At 66.1% G+C, this 14,520-nt stretch carries 12 protein-coding genes; 5 read left to right on the forward strand and 7 right to left on the reverse strand.

What is annotated here, in order from left to right; translation table 11 throughout:
• Positions 1-32 precede the first annotated feature (32 nt).
• The 3 genes from fhcD to ACYQML_RS19120 all read left to right on the forward strand — a co-directional run bounded on the left by fhcD (position 33) and on the right by ACYQML_RS19120 (position 3,319).
• Positions 33-989 (forward strand): formylmethanofuran--tetrahydromethanopterin N-formyltransferase, encoded by a 957-nt coding sequence (fhcD, locus tag ACYQML_RS19110; protein WP_419952569.1) that lies wholly within the window; start codon positions 33-35, stop codon positions 987-989.
• On the forward strand, positions 986-1,783 hold the full coding sequence (locus ACYQML_RS19115; protein ID WP_461233720.1) for a formylmethanofuran dehydrogenase subunit C: 798 nt from the start codon (positions 986-988) through the stop codon (positions 1,781-1,783). Before fhcD ends, ACYQML_RS19115 begins: the two co-directional genes overlap by 4 nt.
• A 705-nt stretch (positions 1,784-2,488) precedes the next feature.
• Complete coding sequence (locus tag ACYQML_RS19120) at positions 2,489-3,319, forward strand: outer membrane protein (RefSeq protein WP_056423958.1); 831 nt, start codon at positions 2,489-2,491, stop codon at positions 3,317-3,319.
• A 186-nt stretch (positions 3,320-3,505) separates the two neighbouring features.
• On the opposite strand, the gene parE is transcribed toward ACYQML_RS19120, so the two are convergent.
• Together parE and ACYQML_RS19130 are read right to left on the reverse strand one after the other, a co-directional pair.
• Positions 3,506-5,596 (reverse strand): DNA topoisomerase IV subunit B, encoded by a 2,091-nt coding sequence (gene parE / locus ACYQML_RS19125; RefSeq protein ID WP_244478116.1) that lies wholly within the window; start codon positions 5,594-5,596, stop codon positions 3,506-3,508.
• A 298-nt stretch (positions 5,597-5,894) separates the two neighbouring features.
• Positions 5,895-7,883, reverse strand: a complete 1,989-nt coding sequence (locus ACYQML_RS19130) for a PhoX family protein (protein ID WP_461233721.1) — start codon at positions 7,881-7,883, stop codon at positions 5,895-5,897.
• Between the two features lie 133 nt (positions 7,884-8,016).
• On the opposite strand from ACYQML_RS19130, the gene ACYQML_RS19135 reads away from it, so the two are divergent.
• Positions 8,017-8,214, forward strand: coding sequence for a hypothetical protein (locus ACYQML_RS19135; protein WP_461233722.1), 198 nt, complete (start codon positions 8,017-8,019; stop codon positions 8,212-8,214).
• 172 nt (positions 8,215-8,386) lie between these two features.
• Here the strand turns inward: ACYQML_RS19135 and ACYQML_RS19140 are convergent, their stop codons facing one another.
• The 5 genes from ACYQML_RS19140 to ACYQML_RS19160 all read right to left on the reverse strand — a co-directional run bounded on the left by ACYQML_RS19140 (position 8,387) and on the right by ACYQML_RS19160 (position 12,468).
• Entirely contained in the window at positions 8,387-9,097 is a 711-nt protein-coding gene (locus ACYQML_RS19140) for a di-trans,poly-cis-decaprenylcistransferase (RefSeq protein WP_461233723.1), read from the reverse strand.
• Between the two features lie 38 nt (positions 9,098-9,135).
• The gene (locus tag ACYQML_RS19145) at positions 9,136-9,516 is read right to left on the reverse strand and encodes a transcriptional regulator (protein WP_461233724.1); all 381 of its coding nucleotides are present in this window, start codon (positions 9,514-9,516) and stop codon (positions 9,136-9,138) included.
• Positions 9,509-10,120 carry a hypothetical protein gene (locus ACYQML_RS19150; protein ID WP_461233725.1) on the reverse strand — a complete coding sequence of 204 codons (612 nt, stop codon included), beginning with the start codon at positions 10,118-10,120 and terminating at the stop codon, positions 9,509-9,511. The genes ACYQML_RS19145 and ACYQML_RS19150 overlap by 8 nt, the downstream gene beginning before the upstream one ends.
• 99 nt (positions 10,121-10,219) lie before the next feature.
• Positions 10,220-10,948: an aspartate/glutamate racemase family protein gene (locus ACYQML_RS19155; RefSeq protein ID WP_461233726.1), complete on the reverse strand. Its 729-nt coding sequence runs from the start codon at positions 10,946-10,948 to the stop codon at positions 10,220-10,222.
• Between the two features lie 17 nt (positions 10,949-10,965).
• Positions 10,966-12,468, reverse strand: coding sequence for an NCS1 family nucleobase:cation symporter-1 (locus ACYQML_RS19160; RefSeq protein ID WP_461233727.1), 1,503 nt, complete (start codon positions 12,466-12,468; stop codon positions 10,966-10,968).
• A gap of 319 nt (positions 12,469-12,787) precedes the next feature.
• Here ACYQML_RS19160 and ACYQML_RS19165 point away from each other — a divergent pair, with 319 nt between their 5' ends.
• Complete coding sequence (locus tag ACYQML_RS19165; RefSeq protein WP_461233728.1) at positions 12,788-14,407, forward strand: DEAD/DEAH box helicase; 1,620 nt, start codon at positions 12,788-12,790, stop codon at positions 14,405-14,407.
• Positions 14,408-14,520 lie beyond the last annotated feature (113 nt).

Below are 14,520 nucleotides of genomic sequence, written 5' to 3' on the forward strand. Positions count from 1 at the left end.
ACGATACGTCGCGTGAGGATGAGTGACTGACCATGGCTGACCTCACCCTCAACGGCATTCCGGTGATCGACACCTTCGCCGAGGCGTTCGACGTCGCCGGTACGGCGCTGATCATCACCAACGACACCGCCAAATGGGCGATGATCGCCGCCGTGACCATGACCGGGTTCGCTACCTCGGTGATCGGCTGCGGCGCCGAGGCCGGGATCGATTGCGAGCTCTCACCGGAGGAGACTCCGGACGGCCGCCCCGGCGTGCGCGTGCTGCTGTTCGGCTTCGAGCCGAACGGCCTCAAGGACCAACTCCTCAAGCGCGTCGGCCAGTGCATCCTCACCTGCCCCGGCACTGCCTGCTATGCGGGCGTCGACGGGCCTCACAAGATCAAGCTCGGCGGCGCGATCCGGTATTTCGGTGACGGGTTCGCGGTGGCCAAGCGTCTGACCGACCCCGTCTCCGGCAAGGCGCGGCGCTACTGGCGTGTGCCGGTGATGGACGGCGAGTTCCTCTGCGAGGATTTCGTCCGCGCGGTGGACGGCGCGGTGGGCGGCGGCAACCTGCTGTTCCTCGGGCGCAACCATGCCGAGACCCTCAAGGTCGCGGAGATCGCCGTGGATGCCGCTCGCTCGGTGGCGGATGTGATCCTGCCCTTCCCCGGCGGCATCGTCCGTTCCGGCTCCAAGGTCGGAGCACGGACGAAAGGCATGATGGCCTCCACCAACGACGCCTATTGCCCGACCCTCAAAGGCCGGGCCGGCTCCGAACTCGCGGCGGAGGTCGGCGTGGTGCTGGAGATCGTCATCGACGGGCTCACCTCGCGCTCGGTGGCCGAATCCATGCGCGCGGCGCTCCACGCCTCCACCGAAGCCGGTGCCGCGCACGGGCTCGTGGCGGTGACGGCGGGCAATTACGGCGGCAATCTCGGCCGCCACCATTATCACCTGAAGGACCTGCTCTCGAAGGAGCCGGCGAGCGAGGCTGGAGCGGCATGAGCACCCTCACCCTGCGCCAGGAGCCGCCGGAGCGGCTCGATTTCCTTCATGTGAATCCGCTCTCCCTGAGCGGCCTGACCGAGGCCGAGGCGGGGAAACTCCCCATCGGCACCAGCCGATGCGGCCTGACGCTGGGCGACGTCTTCGCGATCAGCCTCGACGGCTCCGACAGCCTGACCATCGAGGGCGGGTCATCCCGCTTCGACAGCATTGGTGCCTCGCTCAGCGGCGGTTCGATCCGGGTCGTCGGCGATGTCGGCCAGCGCCTCGGCGCAGGCATGGCATCGGGCGCGGTGACGGTCACGGGATCGGCCGGCCCTTATGCCGGATCGGGTGCCAAGGGCGGCACGATCACCATCGAAGGGGATGCCGGCGATCATGCGGGCGGCGCAGTCTATGCCGCCAAGGCCGGGCTCGACGGCGCCACGCTGGTGATCCGAGGCTCGGCCGGCGATTATCTCGGCGACCGCATGCGGCGCGGGCTGATCCTGGTCGGATCCGCAGGGGCTCATGCAGGATCGCGGATGATCGCAGGCACGATCGCGGCCCTCTCGGTGGGTGACCATCCGGGCTACGGCATGCGGCGTGGGACGATCCTCGCAGGCGGACACGGTGCCCTGAGCCCGAGTTTCGTCGAGACGGGAACGCACGATCTCGTGTTCTTGCGCCTGCTCGCCCGATCCCTGCGCGCCCTCAGCCCCGCCCATGCCGACCTCGCGGCGGGTGCGCTCAAGCGCTATTCCGGCGATCTCGCCACCCTCGGCAAGGGTGAACTCTGGGTTACGGCCGCCTGAGAAACCGGGCGAGTCCCTTGCCGGCGGCGCTCTGCGCCGTCGGCGGAGTCATCACGTATCCTTTAGCCCGGTGCGATCCTGCTGATCGACCGTTGATCGCCCCGCCCTCATTCTCCGGGGCTCTGAACTCATAGGCCACGGCGCTGGCCGGGAAACCCGGATCGCTCAGATCACGGCTCGCAAGGTTCGTTTCGTCGGAGACGAGAGGCCGGATCGGGACTATCACTCCGTTCGCGACATGCTGGCTAGGCGTCGCCGCGACCCGAAAACTGGTTTCTACGGTACGAGTCTCAGGATCGCCGGACCTGCGCGACTCCCAATCCTGCATTTACTTGCCAGGCCCCGCTCCCATGCAGGAGCTGCATCGTCCCCTTGAAAGCCGGACACCGTTCTCGCGAACATCACAGTGATCATTGTTGCTGATCTGAATGATGCAGAATTATTCTGATTAACAAATGGTTGTAGAAGGTGCGGAGCGGATGTCGCACCGGTGGATCTGGATCATCGGTCGCTCTGAAGGAGAAATACCCTCAGGTGCGCCAGAACACGTGGCCGATTCCCAATTCCTCACCTGGGTCTAACCTTTACCCTTCGTTGACGGCTGCTGCTGTATTCGATGGATGTTGTTGCAGGAATGCGACAGACCTCACGCCCGACCAAGCCTACAAGCGCTCAGGCTTAATGCCCATCAGGACCAGACACACAATGAAAAGACTGCTTCTCGCTACGACCGTTCTCGCCGGCCTGACTGCTGTCGCTTCGGCCGCCGACCTTCCCCGTCGCGCCGCTCCGCCGGTCTTCGTTCCGGTCCCGGTCTTCACGTGGACGGGCTTCTACGCCGGTATCAACGCCGGTTACGCTTTCGACGCCGGCAAGGAAGGCCCCAACTCCTTCCCGGTGGCGAGCCGCTTCACCGCCGCTGGCACCCCGCAGGTCGCCACGTTCAGCAAGGACAGCCAGGACGGCTTCTCCGGCGGCGCGCAGATCGGTTACAACTACCAGTTCACCCCGGGTTCGGGCGTGGTCGTCGGTATCGAAGCCGACGCCCAGTACCTCGATTTCGGCGCCAAGCGTCGTGACTCAGGCGTCGTTGCCGCTCCCGGCTTCGCCATCAACGACCCGCGTGGCCTCTCCAGCCTCGACTTCTTCGGTACCGTCCGCGGTCGCCTCGGCTACGCTTTCGACCGCACCCTCGTGTACGGCACCGGCGGCTTCGCTTACGGCGCTGGCAGCACCGACCGTAGCTTCGGCGGCTTCCAGGGCAACGACGACTTCCGCACCGGCTACGCCGTCGGCGGTGGTATCGAATACGCTCTCCCCACCGACTCGTTCTTCAACTTCTTCCGCGCTTCCGCTGTGACGCTGAAGGTCGAAGGCCTGTACGTGAACCTCGATCGCGGCACCCGCAACCAGGGCGCCTTCATCATCAACACCGCCGCCAACAACGCTGTCGTGCAGTCGATCAGCAGCGGTCGTCGCGACGACGAGTTCGCCGTCGTCCGCGCCGGCCTGAACTACAAGTTCGGCACCTACTAGGATCGTCCATAATCTCCGCGCAGTCCTTCTCGAGGGCTGCGCGGCTCAGGATCGTCCAAACGAAAAACCCGGCCTGGCGGCCGGGTTTTTTGCGTTGGTATGGGTTCGTCGCACAGTGACGGGGAAGCGGTGCTTCCCCTGTCTCATGCCAGACCTCGATCAGCCCGCCTCAACCCGCACTCGGCATCAGATGTCGAGCACGGCCTCGTCGGCGAAGGCGGCGCGTTCGGAGATGAAGGCGAAGCGGGCTTCGGGCTTGTTGCCCATCAGCCGCTCCACGGCGTCGCCCGTGGAGACGCGTGCCTCGTCGAGGACCGCGACGCGCAGAAGGGTACGCTTCTTCGGGTCCATGGTCGTCTCCTTCAACTGCGCCGGCATCATCTCGCCGAGCCCCTTGAAGCGGCTGATCTCGACCTTGGCACCCTTGAACGTGGTCTTGATGACCCGCTCCTTATCGGCATCGTCACGGGCATAGGCCGTCTTCGCGCCGTGCTGGAGGCGGTAGAGCGGCGGGATCGCGAGGTAGAGATGGCCCTTGTCGATGAGCTTGGGCATCTGGCGATAGAAGAAGGTGATCAGCAGGGATGCGATATGGGCGCCGTCGACATCGGCGTCGGTCATGATGATGACCTTCTCGTAGCGAAGATCCTCGCCCTTGTAGCTGTTGCCCGTGCCGCAACCGAGCGCCTGGGTCAGGTCGGAGATGAGCTGGTTGGCGCCCATCTTGTCGCGACTGGCCGAGGCCACGTTGAGGATCTTGCCGCGCAGGGGCAGGATCGCCTGGCTGGCGCGGTCGCGCGCCTGCTTTGCCGAGCCGCCCGCGGAATCACCCTCGACGATGAAGATTTCCGAGCCGGCCGTACCGGCCTTCGAGCAATCGGCGAGCTTGCCCGGCAGACGTAGCTTGCGGGTCGCGGATTTGCGCGCGACCTCTTTCTCCTGGCGTCGGCGCAGGCGCTCCTCGGCCCGGTCGATCACCCAGTCGAGAAGTTTGTTGGCCTGGGCCGGGGAGGCGGCGAGCCAATGGTCGAACGCGTCGCGGATCGCCGTCTCGACAATCCTCGAGGCTTCCACGGTGGCGAGCTTGTCCTTGGTCTGGCCCTGGAATTCCGGCTCGCGGATGAAGACGGAGAGCATCGAGGCGCAGGTCGCCATGACGTCATCCGTTGTGACGGAGGTCATGCGCTTAGCCTGGCCGACGCGTTCGGCATGTTCGCGCAGCGCCCGCAGCAGGGCGACGCGCAGGCCGCTTTCATGCGTGCCACCCTCGGCGGTGGGGATGGTGTTGCAATAGGAGTGCGAGACCCCGTCCTCCACCACCATCCAGGCGACGGCCCATTCGAGGGAGCCATGGCCACCGGGCTTCGTCACCTTGCCGGCGAAAACCGCATCGGTGACGAGTTCCTTGCCCTCGAGATCGCGGGCGAGATAATCGCGCAGGCCGCCGGGGAAGCGGTGCACGGTCTCTGCCGGGACGTCGTCCATCCCCTCGATCAGGGACGGCGCGCAACGCCAGCGGATTTCGACGCCGCCGAACAGGTAGGCCTTTGACCGGGCCATCTTGAACAGCCGGCGCGGATCGAATTTCAGAGCTCCGAAGATCTCGGCATCGGGATGGAAGCGCACCCGGGTGCCGCGACGGTTCTGCACCCGGCCGACCTCCACCAGAGGCCCCTGCACGTGGCCACGCGAGAACGTCTGGCGGTACAGGGTCTGGCTGCGGGCGACCTCGACCTCGAGGCTGTCCGAGAGGGCATTGACCACGGAGATGCCGACGCCATGAAGGCCGCCCGAGGTCTCGTAGACCTTCGAGTCGAATTTTCCGCCGGCGTGCAGCGTCGTCATGATGACTTCGAGGGCGGATTTGCCGGGGAATTTCGGATGCGGGTCCACCGGGATACCGCGTCCGTTATCGGTGATGACGAGGTGGCCCGTCGCCTCCAGTTCCACCTCGATGTAGCTGGCATGGCCGGCCACAGCCTCGTCCATGGAATTGTCGATCACCTCGGCGAAGAGATGGTGCAGGGCGCGTTCGTCGGTGCCGCCGATATACATGCCCGGCCGGCGCCGGACGGGCTCCAGCCCCTCCAGCACTTCGATCGACGAGGCGTCGTAGCCGGCCTCGGCTGTTTCGATGGGCGCCTTGTCGAGGGGCGCTCGGGCGGCGGAGGAAGCCTTGGCACCGCGAACCGGCGCCTGGCCGCCTGCGAACAGATCGCTCGGCCGGCCGACGGCGGGGGCCGCAACGGCCTGGCGTGAGGTCTCGCGCTGAGTCATGTGCCAACCATACAGGAACGAAACGGAAACGTGAAGCGCCGCCATGAGGGCGCGGGAGGTCTCTCCCCGTGTTCCTGCACAGCTTGCGCCGATTCCCTTAACGCTGTGTCGTCGGGATTTCGGAGGGACCGGCGCGGTCGCTGCGCCCTGCCCTTTCCCCGGTCGCTATCCGTACCCCTGCTGGCACTCTGAAGGAGTTGCGGCGCAATGGGGGCGAGTTCCACGACGCCGGTTCGACAGGGCCGCCATTCAGCGGCGACGGAGGGGGATCCAGTGTCCAGCTGGAAAGGCCGAGCGGTCAGCTTCCGACCCGGCCGCCCCCGCGCTTCGTGATGGCGACGATGGCCGGGCGGGGCGGCATCGCATCGTCGAAATCCGGCCACCGGGTCGAAGGTGCCTCGAACGTGGCGGGAGCGGCCTTCGGATCCTCCTCGTCGGCCTCGCCGGGATGCTGGACGGCGACGAAGAACGTGGTGTCGTCCGGTGTGAAGTAGGGGCCGCACATCTCCGCGCCGTTGGGCACCCGGAAGAAGTGCTTGCCGGTTCCCCGTCCCTGCCCGTCCGTCTCCATGGCCCAGATTCCGTCGTTCCGGCCCGTCTTCGATGGCGAGTTCCCGTCGGTGGCGACCCAGAGCCGACCCTGTCCGTCGACCGAGCAATTGTCCGGCATGCCGAACCAGCCGTCCTTCGTCGTCGCGGAGGAGAAGGTGGCGCCGACCGTAGCGATGGAGGGATCGCCGCATTTGACGAGGATCTCCCAGGCGAAGCCCGGTGCCGCATGGTCGCCCTCGTCGGGGGTCAGCTCCACGATGTGGCCGAAGCGGTTGTCGGGCCTCGGATTGGCGGCGTTCACCTCGTCGGGTTTGCGTTTCACGTTGTTGGTGAGCATGACATAGACCTTGCCGGTCTTCGGATTGGCCTCGACGTCTTCCGGGCGATCCATCTTGGTGGCGCCGAGGAGGTCGGCGGCACGCCGTGCCTCGATGACCACGTCGGCCTGGGAGCGGAACCCGTTCTCCGTCGTCAGGGGGCCTTGTCCGAAGACCAGCGGCATCCAGGCGCCGCGTCCGTCGGCATCGAACCGGGCGACGTGGAGCGTGCCGGAATCGAGGATATCGCGGTTGGCCCGCCGGTCGGCGAGATTTACGGCCGCGTCCGTCACGAACTTGTAGACGTAGTCGAAACGCTCATCGTCGCCCTGGTAGACCACGTAGCGGCCGCTCTTCGAGACGATGCCGGCGGCGCCTTCGTGCTTGAACCGGCCCATGGCGGTGCGCTTCGTCGGGACGGAGGCGGGATCGAACGGGTCGATTTCCACGACCCAGCCGAAGCGGTTCGGCTCGTTCGGCTCCTTGGAGAGGTCGAAGCGCTCGTGGAAGCGTCCCCAGGCATAGGCGTTGCCGGGCAGGCCGAGACGCTTGTGGTTGGTCGCCTCAGCAGAACCCTCGGCGAGGGAGCCCGAGAAGTAATAGTTGATATTCTCCTCGCAGGTGAGCCACGTCCCCCAGGGGGTGGTTCCGCCGGCGCAGTTGTTGATCATGCCCTTCACCGTACGGCCCACAGGATCGGCCGTCGTCTTCAGCCGGTCGGAGCCTGCGGCGGGACCGGACAAAGTCATCACCGTCTCCGCGGTGATGCGCCGGGCGTGAGGCGAGTTCGGCACCACGGCCCATTTGCCGTCCGTTCGCTTCACCTCGATCACCGATCCGCCATGGGCGGCCATCTCGATATCGACGAGCTCGCGGTTCATGCCCTTGAACGCGACGGTCTTGATATCCTGGCGGCCGAGGCCGGGGAACATCAGCTCCTCGTTGGTGTATTCGTGATTGACCACGAGAAGTCCGTGCGCCGCCGGATCGGCGGCGCCGGGCATCGGGAAATAACCGACGAAGTCGTTGTTGTAGCCGAATTGCCGGGCCTGGGCCTCCGCCGACTGGTTCCGCGGATCGAAAACAGGCGCGCCAGGCAGGACTGGATCGCCCCAGCGGATCAGGATGTCGGCATCGTGCCCCTCGGCCACGTGATGGTGGGTGTCCGAACCCGCTTCGATTTCCTTGAACGGGAACGGCGTCGCCCGTCCCTGCGCCGCCGCAGCCGGGGCGGCGGCGAGCGCGCGGGGCGTCACCACCGCGGCGATGGCGCCGACCCCGAGGAGACCGCGCAGGAGGTCGCGCCGGTCGAACCGCGCGGCGACCACATCGCCGAACGTGGCGTTGCCGCTCGTATTCGTGCCTGCATCCTCGCCGTCTTCGGCGGCCTGCGAGCGGGTGCGCAGCGGCTCGGTCATGGTGGAACTCGTCCTGTGACTTAGGTGACGGATTCCTAGGAGCCGGACATGGCGGGGCGATGACGGGTCGGATTGGGAACCAATCTCTGGTTTGTGCGTTTCCGCACATAGAGCCGATCGGTGGGAGAGCGACATGGCGCCGTCTGCAGCCTTGAGAATGGTGCGCCACGACGATCTCATCCGCGCGTCGCAGGCTGCGGGTCGTGCCTTCTCGCCGATCGAGGACGGAGCCGACGATGGATCGAGGGCATCCTCCAAATTTCTTGTTCTCTCGGCGGTGTCTCTTGCGGGCTTCCTCGCGAGCTTCGGAGCCTTCCTCTTTTTCGTCTGAGGGCAGCGCAGCCCTAAAGGTCGAGGGAGCCGTCTGCTCGCCGACGAAGCTATGCCTGGCTCAAGCCGACCGAACCATCATATCGCAAGGAAAACAGCCTGCCGAAGGGTGAGAGGGTAGTCTTTGACCCGACCCTTCAGCCTCCTGCCTCGCCAATCGTCGGCTCAGCTTTTCAGGCCGCCACGGACCCGGTAGCCAGCCCTCCGAAGCGGCGGTCGCGATTGCGGTAGGCGGCGAGAGCTTCTTCGAGGTCTCCGGCATCGAAATCAGGCCAATGGCGGCGGGTGAAGTGAAGTTCGGCGTAGGCGCTCTCCCAGAGCAGGAAATCGGAAAGCCGCTGCTCGCCGCTGGTGCGGATCACGAAATCGACCTCGGGGACACAGGCATCGCCCGTCACCAGGGTCGAGAAGGTGGTGCGGGTCATCCCGGGATTGCTGGCGCTGGCGAGCGCGGCGGCGAGAATGGCATCGCGGGCGGAGTAATCGACGGCGATCCGCAGATGCAGGGCTTTCCCCTCGAGTGTTACGGCCTCGGCTCGGCCGATGGCGGCGGCGAGTCCCTCGGGCAAGCGGTCGCGCCGGCCGATCACGCTGAGACGTACGCCGCTTTCGACCAAACGGGCGATCTCGTTGCGCAGGTAGAGCCGGAGCAGCCCCATCAGGGCGGAGACCTCCGCCTCCGGACGTCTCCAGTTGTCGCAAGAGAAGGCATAAAGGGTGAGGGTGCCGATGGCTTGTTTCGGCGCCGCCTCCACGACCCGGCGGATCGCCTCGACGCCTTCCTTGTGACCGAGCGCGCGGGGCAGTCCGCGCCCCGAGGCCCAGCGTCCGTTGCCATCCATGATGATGCCCATATGCAGGCCGGGCGTCTGTTCGCTTTGCATCGCAGAGTTCCTTGGCAAAAAAAGACGGAGTCCAGGCGTCAGGCCGGACGCGCGACGAGGGGGAGGCCCGCGCTCTCGGCCGCCGTCTCGGCGGCCTTTGCGGCGTCCCGCACCACCTGTTCGAGGACGGCGAGGTAATCGAGGAAGCGAGTCCGGCCGGTCGGCGTCAGATGGCAGGTCGTCAGCGGTCGGGTGCCACTATGACTCTTGCCCTGCCCTTTCCTGATCTCGACGAAGCCGGCCTCCTGCAACACTTGGAGGTGACGGTTGAGATTACCGTCGGTGAGGCCGCAGAGTTGCTTAAGGTCGCCGAAGGCCAGCCCCTTCGGAGCCGCCATCAGCGAGGTGAGGAGGCCGAGCCGGGCCTTCTCGTGAATGACCCGGTCGAGGCCGTCATACGCGAAGGGAGCATCACGCATCACTGTCCTCCCGGGCGCGGTAGAGGATCATGGCCATCAGAAACTGGCCGACGGCGAAAGGCAGTCCCATGGTCCAGGGTGAGAGGACGCGGTCGGCGCTCGCCAGCATGAGCACGGCGAGGCCCGCCACCATGTACCAGGCGCCGGGCAGCGCGACGCCTTTCGGCAGGGACCGCACCGAGGCGAAGAGCCCGAGGCTCACCAGCATCTGCCACAGCCCCGGCAGCATCCACAGGGATTCCGGCGAAACCTGTACCAGGACCAGGGCGAGGCAGGCGCCCGCCGCGCCGGCGGGCAGGAACTGCTCCACCGCGTTCACGATCGCCGTGTCGGTGAGCCCCGCATGGTCGCGACGCGAACGGGCTCGCATCTCGGCGCCGATCAGGCCGGCGGAGGCCAGGGCGGTGACGATCCAGCCGCCTAGGAACAGTAGCGGCTGTTCGGTCGGGTCGTCGAGCCAGACATGCTGCGCCAGGGTGGTGCCGAGGGCGAGGACGCCCGTGGCCGCGATGGCGGAGGGTCCGAACCCGCAGAAGGCGTCGCCGCGGGCGAGTTGCGCGCGGATCGCCACGATATCGGCGAGGGCTCTATCGAGATCGGACATCCGATGCTCCCGGATCAACTTTGTATCGCAAAGTAAGCTGATCCTGCGCCTGTCCGCAAGTGCCGTCAGGCACGTGGAATCAGCGGGTGCGGAGCTCTGTCACTCCTGTGCCAGCCGCTCGGCCAGGGCCGGCGACAGGCCGATGCTCTCGATGGACGGCGCCGGCTGGCCCGGCGGCAAGCCGCAGATCGCGGCGGCGAGGACCGCACGGGTCCCTACTTCCACCGAGCATAGGACGGGCACCGGCACATGCGGCTGGATGCGTTCGGCAAGGCCGGCAAGCGCCGCTCCGCCGAGGATCACCACATCCGCCCCGTCGCGGATGGCGCAGGTGGTGCAGGCGGCGGCCAGATCCGCCAGGGCCGCCTCGGGGTCCCGTGCGATGCGGTCTCCCGTGGGGGCGATGGTGCGGATGGCGGCGAGTTTGTCGGAGAGGCCGATCCCCGCCACGAACTCCTCCAGCATCGGTCCCCACAGGGCGCCCCCGGTGACGATGGCGAAGCGCCCTTCCCGTGCCGTGGCGGCGAGGCACGAGGCCTCGGCCATGCCGACAACCGGCAGCGGGGATATCTCGCGCAGGCCCCCGAGTCCCGGATCTCCGAAACAGGCGAGGTAGACCGCGTCGCAACCCTCGGCGTGCTCGGCCAGCGCGTCGAGGGCGGCATGGGCCGCGATCGCCGACGCGGCCCGACTGGTGATGTAGCGGGCACCGAAGCGCCCGGTCACCGCCACGATCTCGACGGCGTCGCCCGCCACTCGCCGCGCATGCGCGGCGACCAGATCGGTGACGGTTTCGGTCGTGTTGGGGTTGATCAGCAGGATGCGCAAAGGGAATCGGTCTCCGGTCAGGCCTTGGCCGCGGCGGCCCTCTTACGCATCAGGACGACATAGATCGAGAAGCCCAGGGCCACGCCGATGAACCAGCTGAAATTCGCCACGCTTCCCAGGGCCGGGATGACGGCGCAGAGCACCGGCACCAGGGCGGAGGGAATGACGCTGTAGATCGCGGCGCGATTGTATCCGCCATCGTACCAGTAAGTTCCGGTCGGGCTCATCGTGTAGAGGTCGTCCACCACGACATGCTGCTTCCGCACGATGAAGAAGTCGGCAATCAGGATGCCGAAGAGCGGACCGATGAACGCGCCGAGGATGTCGAGCGTGTAATGGATCACGGCCGGGTTGTTGTAGAGGTTCCACGGAGTGATGAAGATCGAGGCCACGGCCGCGATCATCCCGCCCATGCGCCAGCTGATATGCTGCGGAGCCACGTTCGAGAAATCGAAGGCCGGGGAGACGAAGTTCGCCACGATGTTGATGCCGATCGTCGCCGTCATGAAGGTGAAGGCGCCGAGCACCACCGCGTAGGTGTTGTCGATCTTACTCACCGTCTCCACCGGATCGATGATGAGGTGGCCGAAGACCGGCAAGGTCGAAGAAGTGGTGATGACGGTGAGCAGCGAGAAACCGATGAAGTTCACCGGCAGGCCCCAGAAATTACCGGCCTTCACCGCGGGAAATGACTTCCCGTAGCGTGAGAAGTCACCGAAATTCAGCATCGGCCCGGAGAAGTACGAGACGACCAGTGCGACCGCATTGAGCATCACCGGCAGGGCGTCCCAGCCCCGGTACTTCACCTCGCCCAGCGTGAGGCCGACATTCGCCACGCCGGCCTTGGCCACGAGGTAGACCGCCAGGGCGATCATCACGACGTAGACGGCGGGGCCGGCCCAATCGATGAATTTGCGGATCGCCTCCATCCCGCGCCAGAACACGAGGGCCTGGATCACCCAAAGGGCCATGAAGGCCGCCCAGCCGAGGCTGGACAGGCCGGCGAAGCCGAACTGCGCCACGTCGGCATAGGGCTTCAGCTCAGGATAGAAGCGCAAGGCGACGATCATGAAGGCGCTGGAGGCGAGGTAGGTCTGGATGCCGTACCAGGCGACCGCGATGAGGCCCCGGATGATGGCGGGGATGTTGGCGCCCTTCACGCCGAAGGAGGCCCGGCAGATCACCGGATAGGGCGTGCCCGTGACCTGACTCGGCTTGGCCACGAGGTTGCAGAAGAATTGCACGATGAGGATGCCGACGAGCAGCGAGACCAGCACTTGCCAGCTCACGAGGCCGAGGGAGAAAAGACTGCCCGCCGTGATGTAGCCGCCGACGCTGTGGACGTCCGACATCCAGAAAGCGAAAAAGTTGTAGGTGCCCCAGCTCTGTTTCCTGAGCGGGGCCAGATCCTCGTTGGTGAGGCGGTCGTCGTAGCCGGGTTTGATCACCACATCCGCATGGGAACCGGGAACTGCACCTCCGGACGCGGCCGGCTCGGTGATCGAGGCGCTATGTGACATGAGTTCGTCCCCCTTCGTGTGAGGGCCGAAGCCCATGTCCTACCGGCGCTCGCTCAAGCAGGGCGTGTGCCAGCTTGACAGTACCCCCGACTCTTCGGCTTCTCGTTCGCAGGACGCCGTATGCACCGGATAAACGACGGTGCTTTGCCCGTGGTCGATTGACAAGACACCTCAAGGCTCTAAGTGTCCCGCAACGCGTGTGCGCGGCTGGTCCTGTATTCGAACGACCCTTTTCGAACGGACCGTGGAGCCTAGCCCACGACGATCTTCTCCGCGCGGATCGTTACGAGTTCCTGCGCGCAACGGTTCACATCAGCATATGTCTTTTGCCGACCTCGGATTGAGCGACAAGGTCCTCCAGGCCGTCACGGCCGCGGGCTACACGGACCCGACACCGATCCAGGCTCAAGCCATCCCGCACGTTCTGGCGCGCCGTGACGTCCTTGGTATCGCCCAGACAGGGACGGGTAAGACCGCCGCCTTCACCTTGCCGATGCTCACCCTGCTCGAGAATGGACGGGCACGGGCGCGCATGCCGCGCACGCTGATCCTTGAGCCGACCCGCGAACTCGCTGCCCAGGTGGTCGAGAATTTCGACCGCTACGGCGTCAACCACAAGCTCAACGTGGCCCTGATCATCGGGGGCGTGTCCTTCGCCGAGCAGGATGCCAAGCTGATGCGCGGCGCCGACGTTCTGATCGCGACACCGGGCCGCCTGCTCGACCATTTCGAGCGCGGCAAGCTGCTGCTCACCGGGGTCGAGCTCCTCGTCATCGACGAGGCGGACCGGATGCTCGACATGGGCTTCATTCCCGATATCGAGCGCATCGTGAAGATGGTGCCGTTCACGCGCCAGACCCTGTTCTTCTCCGCGACGATGCCGCCCGAGATCGAGCGGCTGGCTGACGTGTTCCTGCATAACCCGCAGCGGATCGAAGTGGCGCGCCCCGCCTCCACCGCGACGACGATCGTGCAGAAATTGGTCGCCGCAGGGTCGGAGGGGCACGAGAAGCGCGATCTCCTGCGCCGTCTCATCCGCGGTGAGGCCGAACTCAACAACGGCATCATCTTCTGCAACCGCAAGCGCGACGTGGCGCTGCTGCAGAAGTCGCTGGCGAGCCACGGTTTCAACGTCGCGGCCCTTCACGGCGATATGGATCAGCGCGCGCGCACGGTCGCCCTCGATGGATTCCGCTCCGGTGAAGTTCCGCTGCTGGTTGCGAGCGACGTCGCGGCTCGCGGCCTCGACATTCCCGCGGTGAGCCACGTCTTCAATTTCGACGTGCCGCATCACCCGGAAGACTACGTGCACCGGATCGGGCGTACGGGCCGTGCCGGTCGCGCCGGGCATGCCTTCACCCTGGTCACCCGCTCCGACGAACGGTCGGTGACCGCGATCGAGAGCCTGATCGGTCAGCCGATCCCCTGGGCTGAGGGCGATCTCGGCACCCTGGCCGAGCCCTCGCCGGTGGTGGTCGAGGAAGAGACCCGCACACGTCATCGCGGACGCAGCGGGGATTCCGCTCGGCGCTCACGCGGTGGCGAGGGCGGAAGATCCGAGGGAAGTAAGTCCGAAAGCGGCAAGTCCGAGAATGGTAAGTCGGAAGGCGGCAAGTCGGAAGGCCGGCGCTCATCACGCGAGCGCCAGCCCTCGCGGCGTTACGAGCCCGCACAGGTCGATGCTGTGGCCGAGTCCCCCACGCCCGAGGCAATCGTCCAGGCACCGCGCCGGCGCGAGCCTTCTCGTCCGCCGCAAGAGGCTCGCAACCCTGATCCACGCGGTCAAGATTCCCGCCGAGGCTCGTCGGACCGCGGCCGCGACGAACGCCGTCCGTCACCCCGTCGTCGAGACGATGAGGATGGCGATACGCCGCTCGGTCTCGGCGAGCATGTGCCCGCCTTCCTCCTGCGCCCGGCCGTGATCAAAAAGTCGACCTAACGCGCCGAGCCACAAATTGTTCCCTGCCCTTTTAACTGCATCTCCACCATCAGTGGGGTAACGGGAACATCTCGTCATTCAGCATCCTGAATGCCGGTTCGGGAAGCAGGCGG

This window comes from Methylobacterium sp. CM6244 (genome assembly GCF_054817885.1).

Coding starts and splice junctions, on each gene's coding strand:
- fhcD (WP_419952569.1), top strand. CDS start 33: ATGGCTGACCTCACCCTCAACGGCATTCCGGTGATCGACACCTTCGCC.
- ACYQML_RS19115 (WP_461233720.1), top strand. CDS start 986: ATGAGCACCCTCACCCTGCGCCAGGAGCCGCCGGAGCGGCTCGATTTC.
- ACYQML_RS19120 (WP_056423958.1), top strand. CDS start 2,489: ATGAAAAGACTGCTTCTCGCTACGACCGTTCTCGCCGGCCTGACTGCT.
- parE (WP_244478116.1), bottom strand. CDS start 5,596: ATGACTCAGCGCGAGACCTCACGCCAGGCCGTTGCGGCCCCCGCCGTC.
- ACYQML_RS19130 (WP_461233721.1), bottom strand. CDS start 7,883: ATGACCGAGCCGCTGCGCACCCGCTCGCAGGCCGCCGAAGACGGCGAG.
- ACYQML_RS19135 (WP_461233722.1), top strand. CDS start 8,017: ATGGCGCCGTCTGCAGCCTTGAGAATGGTGCGCCACGACGATCTCATC.
- ACYQML_RS19140 (WP_461233723.1), bottom strand. CDS start 9,097: ATGCAAAGCGAACAGACGCCCGGCCTGCATATGGGCATCATCATGGAT.
- ACYQML_RS19145 (WP_461233724.1), bottom strand. CDS start 9,516: ATGCGTGATGCTCCCTTCGCGTATGACGGCCTCGACCGGGTCATTCAC.
- ACYQML_RS19150 (WP_461233725.1), bottom strand. CDS start 10,120: ATGTCCGATCTCGATAGAGCCCTCGCCGATATCGTGGCGATCCGCGCG.
- ACYQML_RS19160 (WP_461233727.1), bottom strand. CDS start 12,468: ATGTCACATAGCGCCTCGATCACCGAGCCGGCCGCGTCCGGAGGTGCA.
- ACYQML_RS19165 (WP_461233728.1), top strand. CDS start 12,788: ATGTCTTTTGCCGACCTCGGATTGAGCGACAAGGTCCTCCAGGCCGTC.